The organism is Vibrio sp. YIC-376, assembly GCF_052353105.1.
Classification (GTDB): domain Bacteria; phylum Pseudomonadota; class Gammaproteobacteria; order Enterobacterales; family Vibrionaceae; genus Vibrio.
In genome coordinates this window covers 1-18,110 of record NZ_JBBWFK010000021.1, presented here as the reverse complement: position 1 = coordinate 18,110, position 18,110 = coordinate 1, and the positions used below count along the sequence as shown (strand labels likewise).

At 45.6% G+C, this 18,110-nt stretch carries 18 protein-coding genes and 1 rRNA gene; 15 read left to right on the top strand and 4 right to left on the bottom strand.

What is annotated here, in order from left to right; genetic code table 11:
- The first annotated feature begins 97 nt into the window (after positions 1-97).
- From rpsF to rplI, 4 genes are read left to right on the top strand one after another with little or no spacing between them, the layout of a single operon-like run.
- Positions 98-487: a 30S ribosomal protein S6 gene (gene rpsF, locus WJM94_RS22575; RefSeq protein ID WP_444496415.1), complete on the top strand. Its 390-nt coding sequence runs from the start codon at positions 98-100 to the stop codon at positions 485-487.
- 8 nt (positions 488-495) lie between these two features.
- Positions 496-798 carry a primosomal replication protein N gene (gene priB, locus WJM94_RS22570; protein WP_444496414.1) on the top strand — a complete coding sequence of 101 codons (303 nt, stop codon included), beginning with the start codon at positions 496-498 and terminating at the stop codon, positions 796-798.
- Positions 799-814: 16 nt separating this feature from the next.
- A complete protein-coding gene (gene rpsR, locus WJM94_RS22565; RefSeq protein WP_000090472.1) occupies positions 815-1,042 on the top strand; it encodes a 30S ribosomal protein S18 in 228 nt (75 codons plus the stop codon).
- A 33-nt stretch (positions 1,043-1,075) separates the two neighbouring features.
- Positions 1,076-1,528 carry a 50S ribosomal protein L9 gene (rplI, locus tag WJM94_RS22560; protein ID WP_444496413.1) on the top strand — a complete coding sequence of 151 codons (453 nt, stop codon included), beginning with the start codon at positions 1,076-1,078 and terminating at the stop codon, positions 1,526-1,528.
- An 84-nt stretch (positions 1,529-1,612) separates the two neighbouring features.
- Here the strand turns inward: rplI and WJM94_RS22555 are convergent, their stop codons facing one another.
- Complete coding sequence (locus WJM94_RS22555; protein WP_444496444.1) at positions 1,613-2,377, bottom strand: DUF481 domain-containing protein; 765 nt, start codon at positions 2,375-2,377, stop codon at positions 1,613-1,615.
- A gap of 320 nt (positions 2,378-2,697) precedes the next feature.
- On the opposite strand from WJM94_RS22555, the gene WJM94_RS22550 reads away from it, so the two are divergent.
- The gene (locus WJM94_RS22550; RefSeq protein WP_444496412.1) at positions 2,698-4,098 is read left to right on the top strand and encodes a replicative DNA helicase; all 1,401 of its coding nucleotides are present in this window, start codon (positions 2,698-2,700) and stop codon (positions 4,096-4,098) included.
- A 13-nt stretch (positions 4,099-4,111) separates the two neighbouring features.
- Positions 4,112-5,188, top strand: coding sequence for an alanine racemase (alr, locus tag WJM94_RS22545; protein WP_444496443.1), 1,077 nt, complete (start codon positions 4,112-4,114; stop codon positions 5,186-5,188).
- A gap of 39 nt (positions 5,189-5,227) precedes the next feature.
- Here alr and WJM94_RS22540 read toward each other — a convergent pair whose 3' ends face one another.
- Positions 5,228-5,647: a secondary thiamine-phosphate synthase enzyme YjbQ gene (locus WJM94_RS22540; RefSeq protein ID WP_444496411.1), complete on the bottom strand. Its 420-nt coding sequence runs from the start codon at positions 5,645-5,647 to the stop codon at positions 5,228-5,230.
- Positions 5,648-5,953: 306 nt separating this feature from the next.
- On the opposite strand from WJM94_RS22540, the gene pgi reads away from it, so the two are divergent.
- Entirely contained in the window at positions 5,954-7,615 is a 1,662-nt protein-coding gene (gene pgi, locus WJM94_RS22535; RefSeq protein WP_444496410.1) for a glucose-6-phosphate isomerase, read from the top strand.
- A gap of 92 nt (positions 7,616-7,707) precedes the next feature.
- On the opposite strand, the gene WJM94_RS22530 is transcribed toward pgi, so the two are convergent.
- Complete coding sequence (locus WJM94_RS22530; RefSeq protein WP_444496409.1) at positions 7,708-8,169, bottom strand: chemotaxis protein CheX; 462 nt, start codon at positions 8,167-8,169, stop codon at positions 7,708-7,710.
- 9 nt (positions 8,170-8,178) lie between these two features.
- A complete protein-coding gene (zur, locus tag WJM94_RS22525; RefSeq protein WP_444496408.1) occupies positions 8,179-8,643 on the bottom strand; it encodes a zinc uptake transcriptional repressor Zur in 465 nt (154 codons plus the stop codon).
- Positions 8,644-8,937: 294 nt separating this feature from the next.
- On the opposite strand from zur, the gene dusA reads away from it, so the two are divergent.
- The 8 genes from dusA to WJM94_RS22485 all read left to right on the top strand — a co-directional run bounded on the left by dusA (position 8,938) and on the right by WJM94_RS22485 (position 18,105).
- Positions 8,938-9,918 (top strand): tRNA dihydrouridine(20/20a) synthase DusA, encoded by a 981-nt coding sequence (dusA, locus tag WJM94_RS22520; protein WP_444496407.1) that lies wholly within the window; start codon positions 8,938-8,940, stop codon positions 9,916-9,918.
- 163 nt (positions 9,919-10,081) lie between these two features.
- The gene (gene pspG, locus WJM94_RS22515; RefSeq protein ID WP_444496406.1) at positions 10,082-10,297 is read left to right on the top strand and encodes an envelope stress response protein PspG; all 216 of its coding nucleotides are present in this window, start codon (positions 10,082-10,084) and stop codon (positions 10,295-10,297) included.
- Positions 10,298-10,398: 101 nt separating this feature from the next.
- The gene (locus WJM94_RS22510) at positions 10,399-11,058 is read left to right on the top strand and encodes a TIGR04219 family outer membrane beta-barrel protein (RefSeq protein WP_444496405.1); all 660 of its coding nucleotides are present in this window, start codon (positions 10,399-10,401) and stop codon (positions 11,056-11,058) included.
- 152 nt (positions 11,059-11,210) lie between these two features.
- A complete protein-coding gene (locus tag WJM94_RS22505; RefSeq protein WP_014233130.1) occupies positions 11,211-11,441 on the top strand; it encodes a hypothetical protein in 231 nt (76 codons plus the stop codon).
- Between the two features lie 117 nt (positions 11,442-11,558).
- Positions 11,559-13,430 (top strand): assimilatory sulfite reductase (NADPH) flavoprotein subunit, encoded by a 1,872-nt coding sequence (locus WJM94_RS22500; RefSeq protein WP_444496404.1) that lies wholly within the window; start codon positions 11,559-11,561, stop codon positions 13,428-13,430.
- Positions 13,430-15,166, top strand: coding sequence for an assimilatory sulfite reductase (NADPH) hemoprotein subunit (gene cysI, locus WJM94_RS22495; RefSeq protein ID WP_444496403.1), 1,737 nt, complete (start codon positions 13,430-13,432; stop codon positions 15,164-15,166). The genes WJM94_RS22500 and cysI overlap by 1 nt, the downstream gene beginning before the upstream one ends.
- On the top strand, positions 15,159-15,938 hold the full coding sequence (locus tag WJM94_RS22490; RefSeq protein ID WP_444496402.1) for a phosphoadenylyl-sulfate reductase: 780 nt from the start codon (positions 15,159-15,161) through the stop codon (positions 15,936-15,938). Before cysI ends, WJM94_RS22490 begins: the two co-directional genes overlap by 8 nt.
- A 614-nt stretch (positions 15,939-16,552) precedes the next feature.
- Positions 16,553-18,105, top strand: a 16S ribosomal RNA gene (locus WJM94_RS22485).
- The last annotated feature ends 5 nt before the right edge of the window (positions 18,106-18,110 follow it).

Below are 18,110 nucleotides of genomic sequence, written 5' to 3'. Positions count from 1 at the left end.
CGTGCTCCTTAAAACTCAGTCAATTATCTTTAGTTCCTTGCTTCCTCTGGACGACTGAGCCAATTGTGGAAGCTGAATAATCCGTAAGGAGCAACCCATGCGTCATTACGAAATCGTATTCATGGTGCACCCAGATCAAAGCGAGCAAGTTGCTGGCATGATCGAGCGTTACACTGGTTCTATCACTGAAGCTGGCGGTAAAATCCACCGTCTAGAAGACTGGGGTCGTCGTCAACTGGCTTACCCAATCAACAAGCTTCACAAAGCTCACTACGTTCTAATGAACGTTGAAGCTGACCAAGCTGTAATTGATGAGCTAGAAACTGCTTTCCGTTTCAACGATGCAGTTCTACGTAACATGATCATGCGTACTAAAGCAGCGATCACTGAGCAATCTATCATGCTTAAGCAAAGAGAAGAGCGTGCTCCACGTCGTGAAGAGCGTTCTGAAGCTAAGCCTGAAGCTAAATCAGAAGCTGCTGAGTAAGTCTTGTTATGACCAACCGAATGGAGCTGAGTGGCACCATTGCCAAACCGCCCATTCGTAGTAAAAGCCCTGGTGGGATTGAACACTGTCGATTTTGGCTGGAGCATCGCTCTACTATTATCGAAGCTGATTTACCGAGACAAGTTTATTGTCGTATGCCGGTAGTGATCAGCGGGCTTAGGTCACAAACACAAACTCAGAATTTAGTACAAGGTAGTAACATTAAGGTAAGTGGATTTGTTGCTTATCAGACCGGCCGAAATGGCGTTGGGAAATTAGTGTTACATGCCGACAATATTACTCAAATTTAAGATCAGGAGATAGCCCATGGCTCGTTTCTTCCGTCGTCGTAAATTCTGCCGTTTCACTGCAGAAGGCGTACAAGAGATTGATTACAAAGACGTAGCAACTCTTAAAAACTACATCACTGAAGCTGGTAAAATCGTACCTAGCCGTATCACTGGTACAAGCGCTAAGTACCAGCGTCAACTAGCACGTGCTATCAAGCGTTCACGCTACCTAGCTCTACTACCGTACACTGACAAGCATCAGTAATCGGTTCCGTTTATTAAGAAAGAGGATTAAGCAATGCAAGTTATTCTACTTGATAAAATCGGTAACCTAGGTGGTCTTGGCGATACAGTTAACGTTAAATCTGGTTACGCTCGTAACTTCCTTATCCCTCAGGGTAAAGCAGTTATGGCTACTAAAGGCAACGTTGAAATGTTCGAAGCACGTCGTGCTGAACTAGAAGCTAAAGTTGCTGAGCAACTAACTGCTGCAGAAGCTCGCGCTGAGAAAGTTAACGCTCTAGAAGCAGTTGTTATCGCTTCTAAAGCTGGTGACGAAGGCAAACTATTCGGTTCTATCGGTACTCGTGACATCGCTGACGCTATCACAGCTGCAGGCGTTGAAGTTGCTAAGAGCGAAGTTCGCCTTCCTGAAGGTGCTCTACGTACAACTGGTGAGTTCGAGATCAGCGTTCAACTTCACTCTGAAGTTTTCGCAACTGTGAACGTACAAGTTGTTGCTGCTGAGTAATTCAGTATCAAGACGAAATATAAAAAGCACCTCTTCGGAGGTGCTTTTTTTATGGCTGAATTTCAAAGAAGAGTTTTAGTGAGATTAGAAAACAAAAAGCAGGTTCACAGAGAAAACACTGTCTGCTTTGCTTAACCCTTCCGGTACTTTGTCGTGGTACTGACGAGAATGGGTCAGTTTCAATGCAATGTCTTCAGTGATGGCATTGGTGGCACTCAGTTCGCTATCCATACTGGTGTTGCTCTGTCCTGAAACCAGCGTAATATCTGCCGCCAGACTTAAATTGTCCAACACGTGCCATGTAGTGTTGAGGTTGCCACGAAAAATGCCTTCACGGACGATGTCCGGAAAAACAATATCATCGTCGTCTATCTCATCTAAGTTAGGCTCTTGGTAACGATAACCAGGACCAACCTCGACTTCTAAAACGAAATCTTCTGTGTAAGCGAACTGGTAACCCAGACCGCCAGAAAGGGTGTAATCTTTAAAGTAAGCGCTGTAGCGTGAATCTACGCCTTTAAAGCTGCTATACAAATAGGTTTTAGGACCTAATTTGTAGTCGCTCTGCATTGCGTAAGTAGAAGAACGTTTATCTTCTTCACCGTCTTTATATAGGTTGTAGAATTTCCACTCACCATATGAACGATGTCGGCCAGATATATATTCAGCACTCAAACGAGCATTCAGGGAACGAGAGTCCGTGTTACCTGTGTGAGCTTGATAGCCAAATTCTACTTCTGTTTGTAGTGGATCAGGCACATCAATGTCTTGCTCTGGTTGTACTGATTCATCAGCGTACGATGCTCCCATGCACAGTATGCTCATGCTTAGTAACCAGTATCGGGACACATAAACCTCGAACGTCATTAATAGGAGGTGCATGATACTGATACAGTTGCTCGCTTTGGTCAATGGTAGGTTAAATTTTATTAGAGCCAGTTGGATTAACTTCGCCAATAAAATGACCGATATTAATGCGAAAATATGCTTAAAAAAGTGCGATAAAGTAGGGGGTTATCTTATTCCCCGAATTATCAGGATAGCCTGATAATAAAATTTTTGTCTTTCGTCTGCGTTCTGATTCTTAACAAGTAATTTTCTCTTCAGTGAAGCATCTCAGTGAGGTTAAGGTTATAATCTTGGGTCATTCGTAGTTATTGAGCAAAGTCATGGCGGAAAACAGAAATCGCAAACCTTCAGACATTCAGGTCGACGCAATCAAAGTGCCACCTCATTCACTGGAAGCTGAACAATCAGTGATTGGTGGTCTCTTACTGGACAATGAACGTTGGGATACCGTTGCTGAGCGTGTTGTCGCCAGCGATTTCTATAGCCGTCCACACCGTTTGATTTTTGAAGGTGTGAAAACCATTCTCGAAGCGGGGAAACCGCTCGACCTTATCACCTTGTCGGAATACCTCGAACGTCACGAGCAATTAGAAGATGTGGGTGGTTTTGCTTACTTAGCCGATTTGGCAAAAAATACACCGAGTGCAGCCAACATTAACGCTTATGCGGACATCGTGGCTGAGCGAGCGATCGTGCGTGGTTTGATTGGCGTTGCTAACGAGATTGCCGATGCTGGTTACGATCCTCAGGGTCGCAGTTCTGAAGACCTGATCGACTTGGCTGAGAGTAAAGTGTTCGCGATTGCGGAGTCACGTACCAGTGAAAATGAAGGTCCACAAAACGTAGACAATATTCTGGAAAAAACACTCGAGCGAATTGAGCTGTTATACAAAACGCCGCAAGACGGTGTGACAGGTGTGGATACCGGGTTTACTGACCTCAACAAGAAGACCGCGGGTCTGCAAGGTTCTGATTTAGTTATCGTGGCGGCGCGTCCATCGATGGGTAAAACCACCTTTGCGATGAACCTGTGTGAAAACGCCGCGATGCAGCAAGATAAGCCGGTGCTGATTTTTTCGTTAGAGATGCCTGCAGAACAGTTGATGATGCGTATGTTGGCTTCCTTGTCGCGTGTTGACCAAACCAAAATTCGTACGGGTCAATTAGATGATGAAGACTGGGCGCGTATTTCTTCTACCATGGGTATCCTGATGCAGAAGAAAAACATGTACATTGATGACAGCTCAGGTCTGACGCCAACTGAAGTACGTTCCCGTGCTCGTCGTGTTGCACGCGAACATGGTGGATTATCGATGATCATGGTCGACTACCTTCAGTTGATGCGTGTTCCTTCATTAACGGATAACCGTACGCTGGAAATCGCTGAGATCTCTCGCTCGTTAAAAGCACTAGCCAAAGAGTTAAATGTTCCCGTCGTGGCGCTATCACAGCTAAACCGTTCTTTGGAGCAGCGTGCGGATAAACGCCCGGTAAACTCGGACTTGCGTGAATCGGGCTCTATCGAGCAGGATGCGGACTTGATCATGTTTATCTACCGTGACGAGGTTTATCACCCAGACAGCGCATATAAAGGCACGGCAGAAATTATTATCGGTAAGCAGCGTAACGGTCCGATCGGTTCGGTACGTTTGACATTCCAAGGCCAGCATTCGCGCTTTGACAATTACGCGGGTCCAGCATTCGACATTGATGATGAGTAATATAATGAGCTACATGAAAGCCGCGAAGGCGTGCATTGATCTGTCTGCGTTGCAACACAATTTACGTCGAGTCAAAGCTCAAGCGCCTGACAGTAAAGTGATGGCTGTCGTAAAAGCCAATGGTTATGGCCATGGTCTGCGTCACGTTGCAAAACACGCTGAGGATGCTGATGCCTTTGGTGTTGCGCGTATCGAAGAAGCTCTGCAACTACGAGCTTGTGGTGTGGTGAAGCCGATCTTGCTGTTAGAAGGTTTTTATTCGCCTGGTGATTTACCTGTTTTGGTGACTAATAACATCCAGACTGTCGTGCACTGCGAAGAGCAGTTGGTTGCGCTTGAGCAAGCTGAACTAGAAACTCCTGTGGTGGTCTGGCTCAAAATTGATAGCGGAATGCATCGTCTGGGCGTGCGTCCAGAACAATATGATGAATTGGTTGCGCGTCTTAAAGATTGCCCGAATGTGGCTAAACCGCTGCGCTACATGAGTCACTTCGGTTGTGCGGACGAATTGAATAGCAATATCACACCGCAACAGATAGAGCTGTTTCTGTCATTGACGGCAGGCTGTCATGGTGAACGCTCGCTTGCGGCATCGGCAGGGTTACTGGCGTGGCCACAAAGTCAGCTCGATTGGGTTCGACCAGGTATCATTATGTATGGCGTGTCTCCGTTTAGTGATAATACGGCGCAAGAGTTAGGCTACGAGCCTGTTATGACCCTTAAGTCTCACCTGATCGCGGTTCGTGAAGTGAAAAAAGGTGAGAGCGTGGGTTATGGCGGTATCTGGACCAGTGAACGAGACACTAAAATCGGTGTGATTGCGGTTGGCTATGGTGATGGCTACCCAAGAAGTGCGCCAAATGGTACACCGGTATGGGTCAACGGACGTAAAGTACCAATCGCAGGTCGGGTATCGATGGATATGCTGACCGTAGATCTTGGCCCTGACGCCACAGATAAAGTCAGTGATGAAGCGATTCTTTGGGGTAAGGAGTTACCTGTAGAAGAAGTCGCGAGCCACATTGGCACTATCGCGTATGAGTTAGTAACCAAACTTACGCCGCGCGTTGAAATGGAATACAACAAGTAAACGATAAAGGCTAACCTTCTTGTGGTTAGCCTTTTTTATTTACTCGCCATTTATCGTTGCGATGAGGCGACGGCTACCACCAAAGTCGCGGTGTTCACCTAAGTAAATACCCTGCCACGTGCCTAACGCTAGGCGACCATTCTGAATCGGTATCGTCACACTGCTGCCAAGTAGTGATGCTTTAATGTGCGCTGGCATATCGTCATCCCCTTCATAGGTATGCTGATAATAGGGCGCACGCTCGGGAACATACTTATTAAAATGCGCCTCCATATCCATGCGAACGGTCGGATCGGCATTCTCATTCAAGGTGAGACTGGCGGAGGTATGCTGAATAAATAGGTGTAACAAACCTACCGAAAGAGAGCTAATTTGCGGTAATTGTTGTTCAATTTCATCAGTAATCAGGTGAAAACCACGATTTCTTGCTTGTAATTGTAGTGTTTTTTGTGTCCACATAAGTGTTCCTTTGGACATTTCTAATTTGGCGTCTATTCTAATCCAATTAGAGCCTGTCATTAGTTGATGATATTATTCTATACCTATGAATGAATTGTTCAAATTCAGGACGGCGAACGTGACCTAACTCAATGTGAGGGTAAAAGCTCTCGTTCATAATTGTTGCCTGAAAAAAAATTACAAAGACTTGTTTTGTGGCAAAACGCCCAAACATCTCAATTTAAATTCTTATTGCTAAATCGGGGATTCCACAGTTTTCGCTAGACTGTAAGGAATGGAACCTACTGTAACATCGGGATAAAGACCATGTTGAAAAATATCAATCCAACGCAAACACAAGCTTGGAAAGCGTTAACGGCGCATTTCGAATCTGCACAAGATATGGATCTTAAAGAGCTATTTGCTCAAGACGCAGCTCGTTTTGACAAATACTCTGCACGTTTCGGCTCAGATATCCTAGTCGACTACTCAAAGAACCTCATTAACGAGGAAACTCTGAAGCACCTGTTCTCTCTTGCTAAAGAGACTGAGCTGAAATCTGCAATTGAAGCGATGTTCAGTGGTGAAGCGATCAACCAAACAGAAGGTCGCGCTGTTCTTCACACTGCACTACGTAACCGCACTAACACACCTGTAATGGTTGATGGCGAAGACGTAATGCCTGCTGTGAATGCCGTTCTGGAAAAAATTAAGTCTTTCACTGAGCGCGTAATCGGCGGTGAATGGAAAGGTTACACAGGTAAAGCAATTACAGATATCGTAAACATCGGTATCGGCGGTTCTGATCTGGGTCCTTACATGGTGACTGAAGCACTGGCGCCATACAAAAACCATCTAAACCTTCACTTTGTGTCTAACGTTGATGGTACTCATATCGTTGAAACATTGAAGAAAGTGAATCCAGAAACGACGCTATTCCTGATCGCTTCTAAGACGTTCACCACTCAAGAAACGATGACTAACGCGCACTCTGCTCGTGATTGGTTCCTTGAGACTGCTGGCGACCAAGCACACGTTGCTAAGCATTTCGCAGCGCTTTCAACTAATGCTTCTGCTGTTTCTGAGTTCGGTATCGATACAGATAACATGTTCGAATTCTGGGACTGGGTCGGTGGTCGTTACTCTCTATGGTCTGCAATCGGTCTTTCAATCGCATTGGCGGTTGGCTTTGACAACTTCGTTGAGCTGCTTGACGGTGCTCACGAGATGGATAAGCACTTTGTATCAACAGACCTTGAAAGCAACATCCCTGTTATCCTTGCGCTAATCGGTATCTGGTACAACAACTTCCACGGTGCAGAGTCTGAAGCTATCTTACCTTACGACCAGTACATGCACCGTTTCGCAGCGTACTTCCAGCAAGGTAACATGGAATCAAATGGTAAGTACGTTGACCGTGATGGTAATGCAGTGACTTACCAAACTGGCCCAATCATCTGGGGCGAACCTGGTACTAATGGTCAGCACGCGTTCTATCAGCTAATCCACCAAGGCACTAAGCTGATCCCATGTGACTTCATTGCACCTGCAATCAGCCACAACCCTGCGAGCGATCATCATCAGAAACTGATGTCGAACTTCTTTGCTCAAACAGAAGCGCTTGCTTTTGGTAAGTGTGTAGAGACAGTAAAAGAAGAGTTGGTATTATCTGGTAAAAATGTAGAAGAAGTAGCGGCAATTGCACCATTCAAAGTGTTTGAAGGTAACCGCCCAACTAACTCAATCTTAGTTAAGCAAATCACACCTCGTACGCTAGGTAACCTGATCGCGATGTACGAACACAAGATCTTCGTACAAGGCGTCATCTGGAACATCTTCAGCTTTGACCAGTGGGGTGTTGAGCTAGGTAAACAACTAGCAAACCAAATCCTGCCTGAGCTGGCTGATGAGTCTCAAATCAGTTCTCACGACAGCTCTACTAATGGTCTGATCAACGCATTCAAAGCATTCAAAGCATTCAAAGCATAATGTGTGATTAGGAAACGAAAAGGTCAGCAACGGCTGACCTTTTTTATATCTCTTGAACTGAGTTGACTTGTGAACATCAACCGTTAGACATTCTATTCGAAACAAATCTCGATAAAGGCATTTCCCCATTGGGATGAGAAAGGCATGATGATGATTGAGCCTTCACACTTGTGTCGAATCGTATGGCCTCGGCCTGAAACGACCACAGGCGTCGCCATATCAAAGTCAAATCCGCTATCGGCCAGAATGCGCTTCGCGCCGCCTGTTACCATGTTGGTGATTTCACCGACCATGTCGGTGACTTCTTCATTGAGTCCGTTTGGGCGCTCACCAAGCATGTTTTGCATGATTTCAAGTGCTAGCGCTTCATCAAAGGTAATCGACATCGAGCCACGAGTTTGTGGGCCAATCATGCCAATCAGACCAGAAACATCACCCCGTGCGACTTCATCTTTCTTTATTCGAGGCTTTTGTGGTTTCAGATCCAGCGAAGCCATGGTTTTTAGCACATTCATTAAAGAGGCTAAAAACGGGTTTACAAATTCAGCACGCATATTGTTCTTCTATACTTTTTCTTTCTTTTCGGAGGAACATGCCTGGCATTCACCATGCGTTTCGATGACTTGATTGGTTAGTTTGAATCCATGCTTCTCGGCATTCTTAGCTAACAAGGCCATCAAAGTGTCGTCTTCGAGTTCTACGACAGCACCACATTTATCACATATTAATAATTGAAAAAAGTGCTGCTGAGTATTGAAAGAACAACAAGTTATAAAGCTATTGGTTGATTCCACCCGGTGGATAAAGCCTTGTTCCAGGAGAAAATCTAGTGCCCGGTAAACTGTTGGAGGTTTAGCCTGTGGCTCACTCTCTTTTAGTTGCTCCAATAGTTCATACGCACTTGATGCGCTGCGATTCGAACAGATGAGTTCAAACACACGTCTGCGTTGAGGAGTCAATCTTACTCCACGCTCAGCGCAGATACTTTCAACTTGTTCAATGATTGTTGGGTTCAAACGTTTCACCATAACTATTGGACGTACTCTATTATAAATTGTTTCTATACGAACTTCGTTTAGAAATGCTTCATTTTACCCACTATCACTACGAAAATCATGAAATAAAGCCGATTGGTTATCGCATGAATACGTAATGGTCATCACAGAATGAGATAACGGTCGTCAAATTGTTTTAGCGAACACTTTTATTCGATGGGCCGACAATACTCGCATCCATTGGGTTGTAGGTATACAATACCCGACTTATTTTTTGAGCGTACTGCTGCGCTCGACCTTGGTAACATAAAAACGGGTGTTGAAATCATGACTCATTCTTGCAGGCTCTCTGTAGCACCAATGTTAGATTGGACCGATCGTCATTGTCGCTACTTCCATCGCTTAATGACCAAAGAAACCCTGCTGTACACTGAAATGGTGACCACAGGCGCGATCATTCATGGAAAAGGAGATTTCCTTGCTTATAACGAAGAGGAGCATCCGTTAGCGCTTCAACTGGGTGGCTCAAATCCAGCAGATTTAGCCAAGTGTGCCAAACTTGCCGAGGAGCGTGGCTATGATGAGATCAACCTGAACGTGGGTTGCCCATCTGACCGTGTGCAAAATGGTCGCTTTGGCGCATGTTTAATGGCGGAACCTCAGCTGGTCGCAGATTGTGTGACGGCAATGAAAGATGTGGTTGATATCCCTGTTACAGTGAAAACTCGTATCGGTATTGATGATCAAGACTCTTACGAGTTTCTGACGGACTTCGTTTCTACCGTATCTGAGAAAGGTGGTTGTGAGCAGTTCACCATTCACGCGCGTAAAGCTTGGTTAAGTGGTCTTAGCCCGAAAGAAAACCGTGAAATTCCACCATTGGATTACCCACGTGCATATCAATTGAAGAAGGACTTCTCTCATTTGACCATCGCAATTAATGGTGGCGTAAAATCGTTAGAAGAAGCAAAAGAACATCTACAGTATCTTGATGGTGTGATGATCGGTCGCGAGGCATATCAAAGTCCATACATCCTTGCGTCTGTAGACCAAGAGTTGTTTGGCTCGAATACGGCAGTGAAAAAGCGCAGTGAGATTGTGGAAGAGATGTACCCATACATAGAAGCGCAACTTGCAAAAGGTGCGTACCTGGGGCATATCACACGCCATATGCTGGGGCTATTTCAAAACATGCCCGGAGCTCGTCAGTGGCGTCGTCATATCAGTGAAAATGCGCATAAGCCGGGCTCAGGCTTAGAAGTGCTGCAAGATGCACTCGCTAAAATTCCTAAAGAACTGAATGTGTAAAATTCACCACTGGTTGGTAATAATCGCCAATTAACAGATACAAAGCCAGACGCGTTTCAACGGTCTGGCTTTGTTTTTTATTAAAGATCAAAGCCTTGTTGCTGTTTTTATAAGTTGGTATGGAAACTGCTGTAGTACAGTAAAAACATATGGAGAAGTAATTATGTTAGAGCTGATCTTTATTTTAGTATTTGCGGCGATGCTATTAGTAACGGGCATCACGATGATGACGGTATTCGCGGCAGCAGGTATTGCTCTGGTTGTGATGTTTTTACTAGGTATGGTGGGCGCTGTGCTTAAATTATTACCTTGGCTAATCGTTATCGCATTAGGTATTTGGTTTTTTAAAAACTTCGTTTCCCAACCTCGTTATAAATAGCGGGTCTCCGAGATTTAGTTGATTGAGGGGTATGAGAATATGGTATATTTCCCCTTCATACCCTTATTGTTGAATATCAGCTATCTCGGAGTACCCACTACATGACAAATAAAGCGAGCATCGCTTTAACGGCACTATCGTTGACAGTCTCTTTTCCTATTTTTGCAGAGTCTTCTTTTTCCACAAAGGTGGGCGCGGAAGTATGGGCTGCAGATACCAAAGTTAACGAAGTAAGAAGAGATAGTAGTACTACCGGCTCTTTCTATGCGGCGCTTGAGCATGACGTCAAGTACGTACCAAATGCGCGCTTGCGTTATTCTAGTGTTGATGCTGATTACATGGGGTTCGATAAGCTCGATTTGACGCTTTATTACCAAATTCTAGAGCATGATTTACTGCACTTTGATGCTGGGATTACTTTGAGTAATTTAAGCGACACTAAGTACATCGATGCAGGCACGTCAACTCGTACTGAAGATTTTGATGATCTCATTTGGGCTTGGTACGGCTACGCAGAAATCATGGTACCGAACACAAACTTCGATGTGATTGGTGAAATGAATTTTGGTGACAGTAAAGGAATTAAAAGCACTGACCTAATGGCTGGCATTCAATACACGCTGCCTTTACAAGAGAATCAACTGGCATTTCGCGGTGGTTACCGAGTGATTGATCTTGAATCGGATCAGTTTACCTCTAGCCTCGGTAAAGAATACATTTTCGCTGATGGCTTCTTCTTGGGTGCTGCATACTCGTTTTAAATTGTTTTAACTCCTCTTTCCTTAAGACGTCGCGTTATAAGCGACGTTTTTTTATATCTCTTCATTATATGTAATCGAAATTTTCTCCCTATTTTCCTCAGTTAGACCATGCTTACCTAGGATCAATGTGAAAAGTTGGAGCAGGGATAGCGATGACAATAAATGAATTAAGACATCTATTTCGTGAAAACCAGCTTGTGGAAGCCATTATCGAACCGTCTATCCAAGAGGGTGGTTGGGTCGTAGAGTTTAGGCATGCACGGGGTGGATTCGTGTTTCTGACAGACAATCATGGTGAAGAATGTCTTTATGAAGATTTGGACGCAGCATCAAAATCGGCAATGGCTGTAGGCTTTCAGCAGGTCCGCATTGAAGATCGCTGAGCAAAAAGTAAGCCGTTCTTACTTCCAAAAAGTTATAAAACATTCACTTCTATTCTTTCTTGTTATTAAGGAGAGTGGGTACTCTATCGTCACGCAATGAATAGGGATGTCGTGATAATGTCTTTTCAAAAGAATGAGTATTCACACAATAATGTGTCTGAAGATAATAACGGGCAAGGTGGAAATCCACCAATCGCTAGCCCGCTGAATGACCAACAATTTAATTCACTCCAACAAACTGTCTCGGAGTTGTCTTCACAACAACTCGCTTGGGTCAGTGGCTACTTTTGGGGTTTAGCTCAACATCAACCAAGTGCAGCGGCGGCACCAATCGCTCAAGCTGCGGCTGCAGTATCAGCAAAGCCAGCAGGTAAACTGACGATTATTTTTGCTTCTCAAACCGGTAATGCCAAAGGTGTTGCTGAAGCCTTAGAGCAGGAAGCAAAAGCAAATGGAATTGCGGTTGAGCTATTTGATGCCAGCGATTACAAGGGCAAAAACTTAGCCAAAGAAACGCACGTTATTATCGTGGCTTCTACAAATGGCGAAGGTGAAGCTCCAGACAATGCCATCGAGCTGCATGAGTTCCTGCAATCGAAGAAAGCGCCTAAGCTGCCTAACCTGCAGTATGGTGTTATCGCTCTTGGCGACTCGAGCTATGAGTTCTTCTGCCAGACAGGTAAAGATTTTGATACCTACCTATCAAAGTTGGGTGCGAAGCCTTTTATTGATCGTATCGACTGTGATGTTGACTACGATGCGCCTGCAGCAGAGTGGCGTAAGATTGCACTTGAGAAAGTAAAAGAGACGCTCTCTTCGGGTAGCGAAGCTCAAGTAGTTCAACTTCCTGTTGGGCAGGCTGCAGCTGCACATTCCCAATACAGCAAACAGAATCCTTACGCAGCGACACTACTGACCAGTCAAAAGATCACTGGCCGTGATTCAGGCAAAGACGTTCGCCATATCGAGATCGATTTGGATGGTTCGGGTCTGACTTACCAACCAGGTGATGCTCTGGGTGTGTGGTATGAAAACAGCTCTGAACTTGCTAACGCGATTCTAGGCAAAGTTGGTTTATCAGGCGTTGAAACTGTAGAAGTCGATGGTGAGAGTCTTTCAATCCATAGCGCTCTAGTAAGTAAATACGAAATCACGACGTCTAACCCACAGTTGGTGACAAAGTTTGCAGAGCTGTCTGGTAGTAAGAAGCTACAAAAGCTGGTCGAAGATAAAGATAAACTTCGTGAATACGCAGCGAACACACAAATCGTCGACGTGCTAGCGGAGAAGAAGACTAAGTTAACTGCCGACGAATTGGTTGGTTTACTTCGTCGTTTGACACCTAGACTGTACTCTATTGCTTCAAGCCAGGCTGAAGTGGACCAAGAAGTACACTTGACGGTTGGTTTGGTCGAGTACGATCACAACGAAGAGAAACGTTTCGGTGGTGCATCCAGCTTCTTGGCACAGCGCCTTGAAGAAGGTGGTGAAGTGAAAGTCTTTGTTGAACACAACAATAACTTCAAACTACCAGAAGACGACAATACGCCGATCATCATGGTGGGACCAGGTACAGGTATTGCTCCATTCCGTAGCTTTATTCAAGAGCGCGAAAATCGAGATGCAGAGGGCAAAAACTGGTTGTTCTTTGGTGACCGTACATTCACGCAAGACTTCTTGTACCAAGTTGAATGGCAAAAATACCTTAAGTCAGGTGCGCTAAGTCGTTTGGATGTTGCCTTTAGCCGTGACCAGGTTGAAAAGGTTTACGTACAACATCGCATCTTGGAAAACGCAGCTCAAGTATGGCAGTGGATTCAAGATGGCGCTTACATCTACGTGTGCGGTGATGCAACTCGCATGGCGAAAGATGTACATGACGCACTTGTCATCGTAGCTGAGCAAGAAGGCAAACTGTCTCGTAATGATGCAGAACAATTTATCAATGACTTACGTAAAGCGAAACGTTATCAGAGGGATGTGTACTAATGACTTTTTCTACTGAGAATAATAAGCAGGTTGTATTAGGCGAAGAGTTAGGACCACTATCTGATAACGAACGCCTGAAAAGAGAAAGTAACTTATTACGCGGCACGATTGAGCAAGACCTGCAGGATCGCATTACTGGCGGTTTTACCGCAGACAACTTCCAGTTGATTCGCTTCCACGGCATGTACCAGCAAGATGATCGCGATATCCGTAACGAGCGTGCAAAGCAAAAGCTTGAGCCTCTACATAACGTGATGCTTCGTGCACGTATGCCTGGCGGTATTATCACGCCTACACAATGGTTGGCGATTGATAAGTTTGCTACCGAGCACTCGCTATACGGAAGTATTCGTCTGACTACGCGTCAAACGTTCCAGTTCCACGGCGTGCTGAAGCCAAACATCAAGTTGATGCACCAAACGCTGAACAGCATTGGTATTGATTCGATCGCAACTGCGGGTGACGTTAACCGAAACGTATTGTGTACGACTAACCCGGTAGAATCTGAATTACATCAGGAAGCGTACGAGTGGGCGAAGAAAATCAGTGAACATCTTCTACCAAAAACTCGCGCTTATGCAGAAATCTGGCTAGACGGTGAGAAAGTCGAATCAACAGAAGAAGACGAGCCGATTCTGGGTAAAACTTACTTACCACGTAAGTTTAAAACTACAGTCGTAATTCCACCGCAAAATGACGTTGATGTGCATGCGAACGATCTGAACTTCGTAGCGATTGCAGACAACGGCAAGCTGGTTGGCTTTAACGTACTTGTGGGTGGTGGTCTGGCGATGACTCACGGTGATACATCGACTTACCCGCGTCGAGCTGACGACTTTGGTTTCATCCCTCTGGAGAAAACGCTAGATGTGGCGGCGGCGGTAGTAACGACTCAACGCGATTGGGGTAACCGTTCAAACCGTAAAAACGCAAAAACCAAATACACGCTTGATCGCGTAGGTACTGATGTATTTAAAGCAGAAGTAGAAAAACGTGCGGGCATTCAGTTTGAAGAAAGCCGCCCATACGAGTTTACTGAGCGTGGTGACAGAATCGGTTGGGTAGAAGGCATTGATGGTAAGTTCCATTTAGCGCTATTTATTGAGAATGGCCGACTACTAGATTACCCAGGTAAGCCACTGAAAACTGGCGTTGCTGAAATCGCGAAGATCCATAAAGGTGATTTCCGCATGACAGCCAACCAAAACTTGATTGTAGCGGGCGTGCCTGCTGATCAAAAAGAGGTAATCGAGAAGATCGCTCGTGACCATGGCCTAATGGATGATAGCGTTAGTGAGCAACGTAAAAACTCAATGGCGTGTGTGGCATTCCCAACTTGTCCGCTTGCGATGGCAGAAGCTGAACGTTTCCTACCTCAATTCGTGACAGATGTGGAAGGCATCCTGGAAAAACACGGTTTGCCGGAAGATGACAACATCATCTTACGAGTGACTGGTTGTCCGAATGGCTGTGGCCGTGCAATGTTGGCTGAAATTGGTTTGGTTGGTAAAGCACCTGGTCGTTACAACTTACATCTAGGTGGTAACCGTGCGGGTACCCGAGTACCTAAAATGTATAAAGAGAACATCACGGATAAGCAGATCTTAGAAGAGATTGATTTGCTGGTGGCTCGATGGGCTGAAGAGCGTGAAGACGGAGAAGCGTTTGGCGACTTCACGATTCGAGCTGGCATTATCCAGGAAGTGCTCGTATCAAAGAGGGACTTCTATGCTTGATTCTGTGGCTTCCAAACCGGAGCTGGCAGAGTTACTGACATTAACTAAGACGGAGCAAATTCTCCGTCTTGCTCAAATCAATGTCGAACTTGAACAGCTGTCGGCACAAGAGCGTGTAAAGTGGGCTTTGGAAAACCTAGACGGAGAGTTCGCGGTTTCGTCTAGCTTTGGTATCCAAGCTGCAGTCATGCTTCATCTTGTGACTCAAGAAAAACCTGATATCCCAATTATCCTCACGGATACCGGGTATTTGTTTGCAGAAACGTATCGCTTTATTGATGAATTAACGGAACAACTCAACCTCAACCTCAAAGTGTACCAAGCCAAAGAAAGTGCTCATTGGCAAGAAGCTCGCTATGGCAAGTTATGGGAGCAAGGCGTTGAGGGAATTGAGAAGTACAACAAAATAAATAAAGTAGAGCCAATGCGTCGTGCATTGAAAGAGTTGAATGTAGGTACTTGGTTTTCTGGTTTGCGCAGAGAACAAAGTAAATCTCGATCAGGTTTACCTATATTGTCTATTCAGAACGGCGTGTTTAAGTTTTTGCCTGTAATAGATTGGACTAATAAAGACGTTCATTATTACTTGGAACAGCATGGTCTCAAATACCATCCGCTATGGGATGAAGGTTACCTCTCTGTTGGTGATACTCATACCACACGTAAGTGGGAGCCAGGAATGTCAGAAGAGGAAACCAGATTCTTTGGATTGAAACGAGAATGTGGCCTTCATGAGGACGATGGTTCTGAGCAAGATGGCTCGGGTATATAGATGTAGGGATAGAGTCCCAAATGAAAGAAAGCTGCTATTAAGCAGCTTTCTTTATTTATACGCGAATGAAAATGGCTAGTTTTAGGATAACTCTGTGGATAAGCTGTTCGATTACTAGGGGTAAAGTTGGATAAATAAGGGTTTGATCGAAAAGTCACCGTTTAACCATTGTTTTTGCATTTTTTGAAAAATAACGCTTGCCAATGTGAGCGCGATCTCTATAATGCCACCTCGTCGACAGGGCAGAGCTCACAAGGGTTCCAAGTCAAGTTGGCAAGGTCAAAAAGAAAAGCAAAATAATTTGAAAAAAGTGTTTGACACAAAAAATTATCTCGCTAGAATGGCCGCCTCTTCCGAAGTGATACGAATCGCAAGGAAGATTAGCTCTTTAACAATATAGACCTATCAATCTGTGTGGGCACTCGTTGATGATAATCCAATTCGATACCTCGGTATCAAATTAGGTTTCAATGATACGAAGTGACCATTCCAAATTGGAAAGCAGCCTTGAGCTGTTTTGTTTTACTTTTTCAAAAGTAAAAACCAATAAGGAGCACAGTCAATTCAAACATTACTTATGTAATGTTCAGTATTCATTGAGCCGACAAAATCTTAAATTGAAGAGTTTGATCATGGCTCAGATTGAACGCTGGCGGCAGGCCTAACACATGCAAGTCGAGCGGCAGCGACAACATTGAACCTTCGGGGGATTTGTTGGGCGGCGAGCGGCGGACGGGTGAGTAATGCCTAGGAAATTGCCCTGATGTGGGGGATAACCATTGGAAACGATGGCTAATACCGCATGATGCCTTCGGGCCAAAGAGGGGGACCTTCGGGCCTCTCGCGTCAGGATATGCCTAGGTGGGATTAGCTAGTTGGTGAGGTAAGGGCTCACCAAGGCGACGATCCCTAGCTGGTCTGAGAGGATGATCAGCCACACTGGAACTGAGACACGGTCCAGACTCCTACGGGAGGCAGCAGTGGGGAATATTGCACAATGGGCGCAAGCCTGATGCAGCCATGCCGCGTGTGTGAAGAAGGCCTTCGGGTTGTAAAGCACTTTCAGTCGTGAGGAAGGTAGTGTGTTTAATAGATGCATTATTTGACGTTAGCGACAGAAGAAGCACCGGCTAACTCCGTGCCAGCAGCCGCGGTAATACGGAGGGTGCGAGCGTTAATCGGAATTACTGGGCGTAAAGCGCATGCAGGTGGTTTGTTAAGTCAGATGTGAAAGCCCGGGGCTCAACCTCGGAATAGCATTTGAAACTGGCAGACTAGAGTACTGTAGAGGGGGGTAGAATTTCAGGTGTAGCGGTGAAATGCGTAGAGATCTGAAGGAATACCGGTGGCGAAGGCGGCCCCCTGGACAGATACTGACACTCAGATGCGAAAGCGTGGGGAGCAAACAGGATTAGATACCCTGGTAGTCCACGCCGTAAACGATGTCTACTTGGAGGTTGTGGCCTTGAGCCGTGGCTTTCGGAGCTAACGCGTTAAGTAGACCGCCTGGGGAGTACGGTCGCAAGATTAAAACTCAAATGAATTGACGGGGGCCCGCACAAGCGGTGGAGCATGTGGTTTAATTCGATGCAACGCGAAGAACCTTACCTACTCTTGACATCCAGAGAATCTGGCGGAGACGCTAGAGTGCCTTCGGGAACTCTGAGACAGGTGCTGCATGGCTGTCGTCAGCTCGTGTTGTGAAATGTTGGGTTAAGTCCCGCAACGAGCGCAACCCTTATCCTTGTTTGCCAGCGAGTAATGTCGGGAACTCCAGGGAGACTGCCGGTGATAAACCGGAGGAAGGTGGGGACGACGTCAAGTCATCATGGCCCTTACGAGTAGGGCTACACACGTGCTACAATGGCGCATACAGAGGGCGGCCAACTTGCGAAAGTGAGCGAATCCCAAAAAGTGCGTCGTAGTCCGGATTGGAGTCTGCAACTCGACTCCATGAAGTCGGAATCGCTAGTAATCGTGGATCAGAATGCCACGGTGAATACGTTCCCGGGCCTTGTACACACCGCCCGTCACACCATGGGAGTGGGCTGCAAAAGAAGTAGGTAGTTTAACCTTCGGGGGGACGCTTACCACTTTGTGGTTCATGACTGGGGTGAAGTCGTAACAAGGTAGCGCTAGGGGAACCTGGCGCTGGATCACCTCCTTATACGA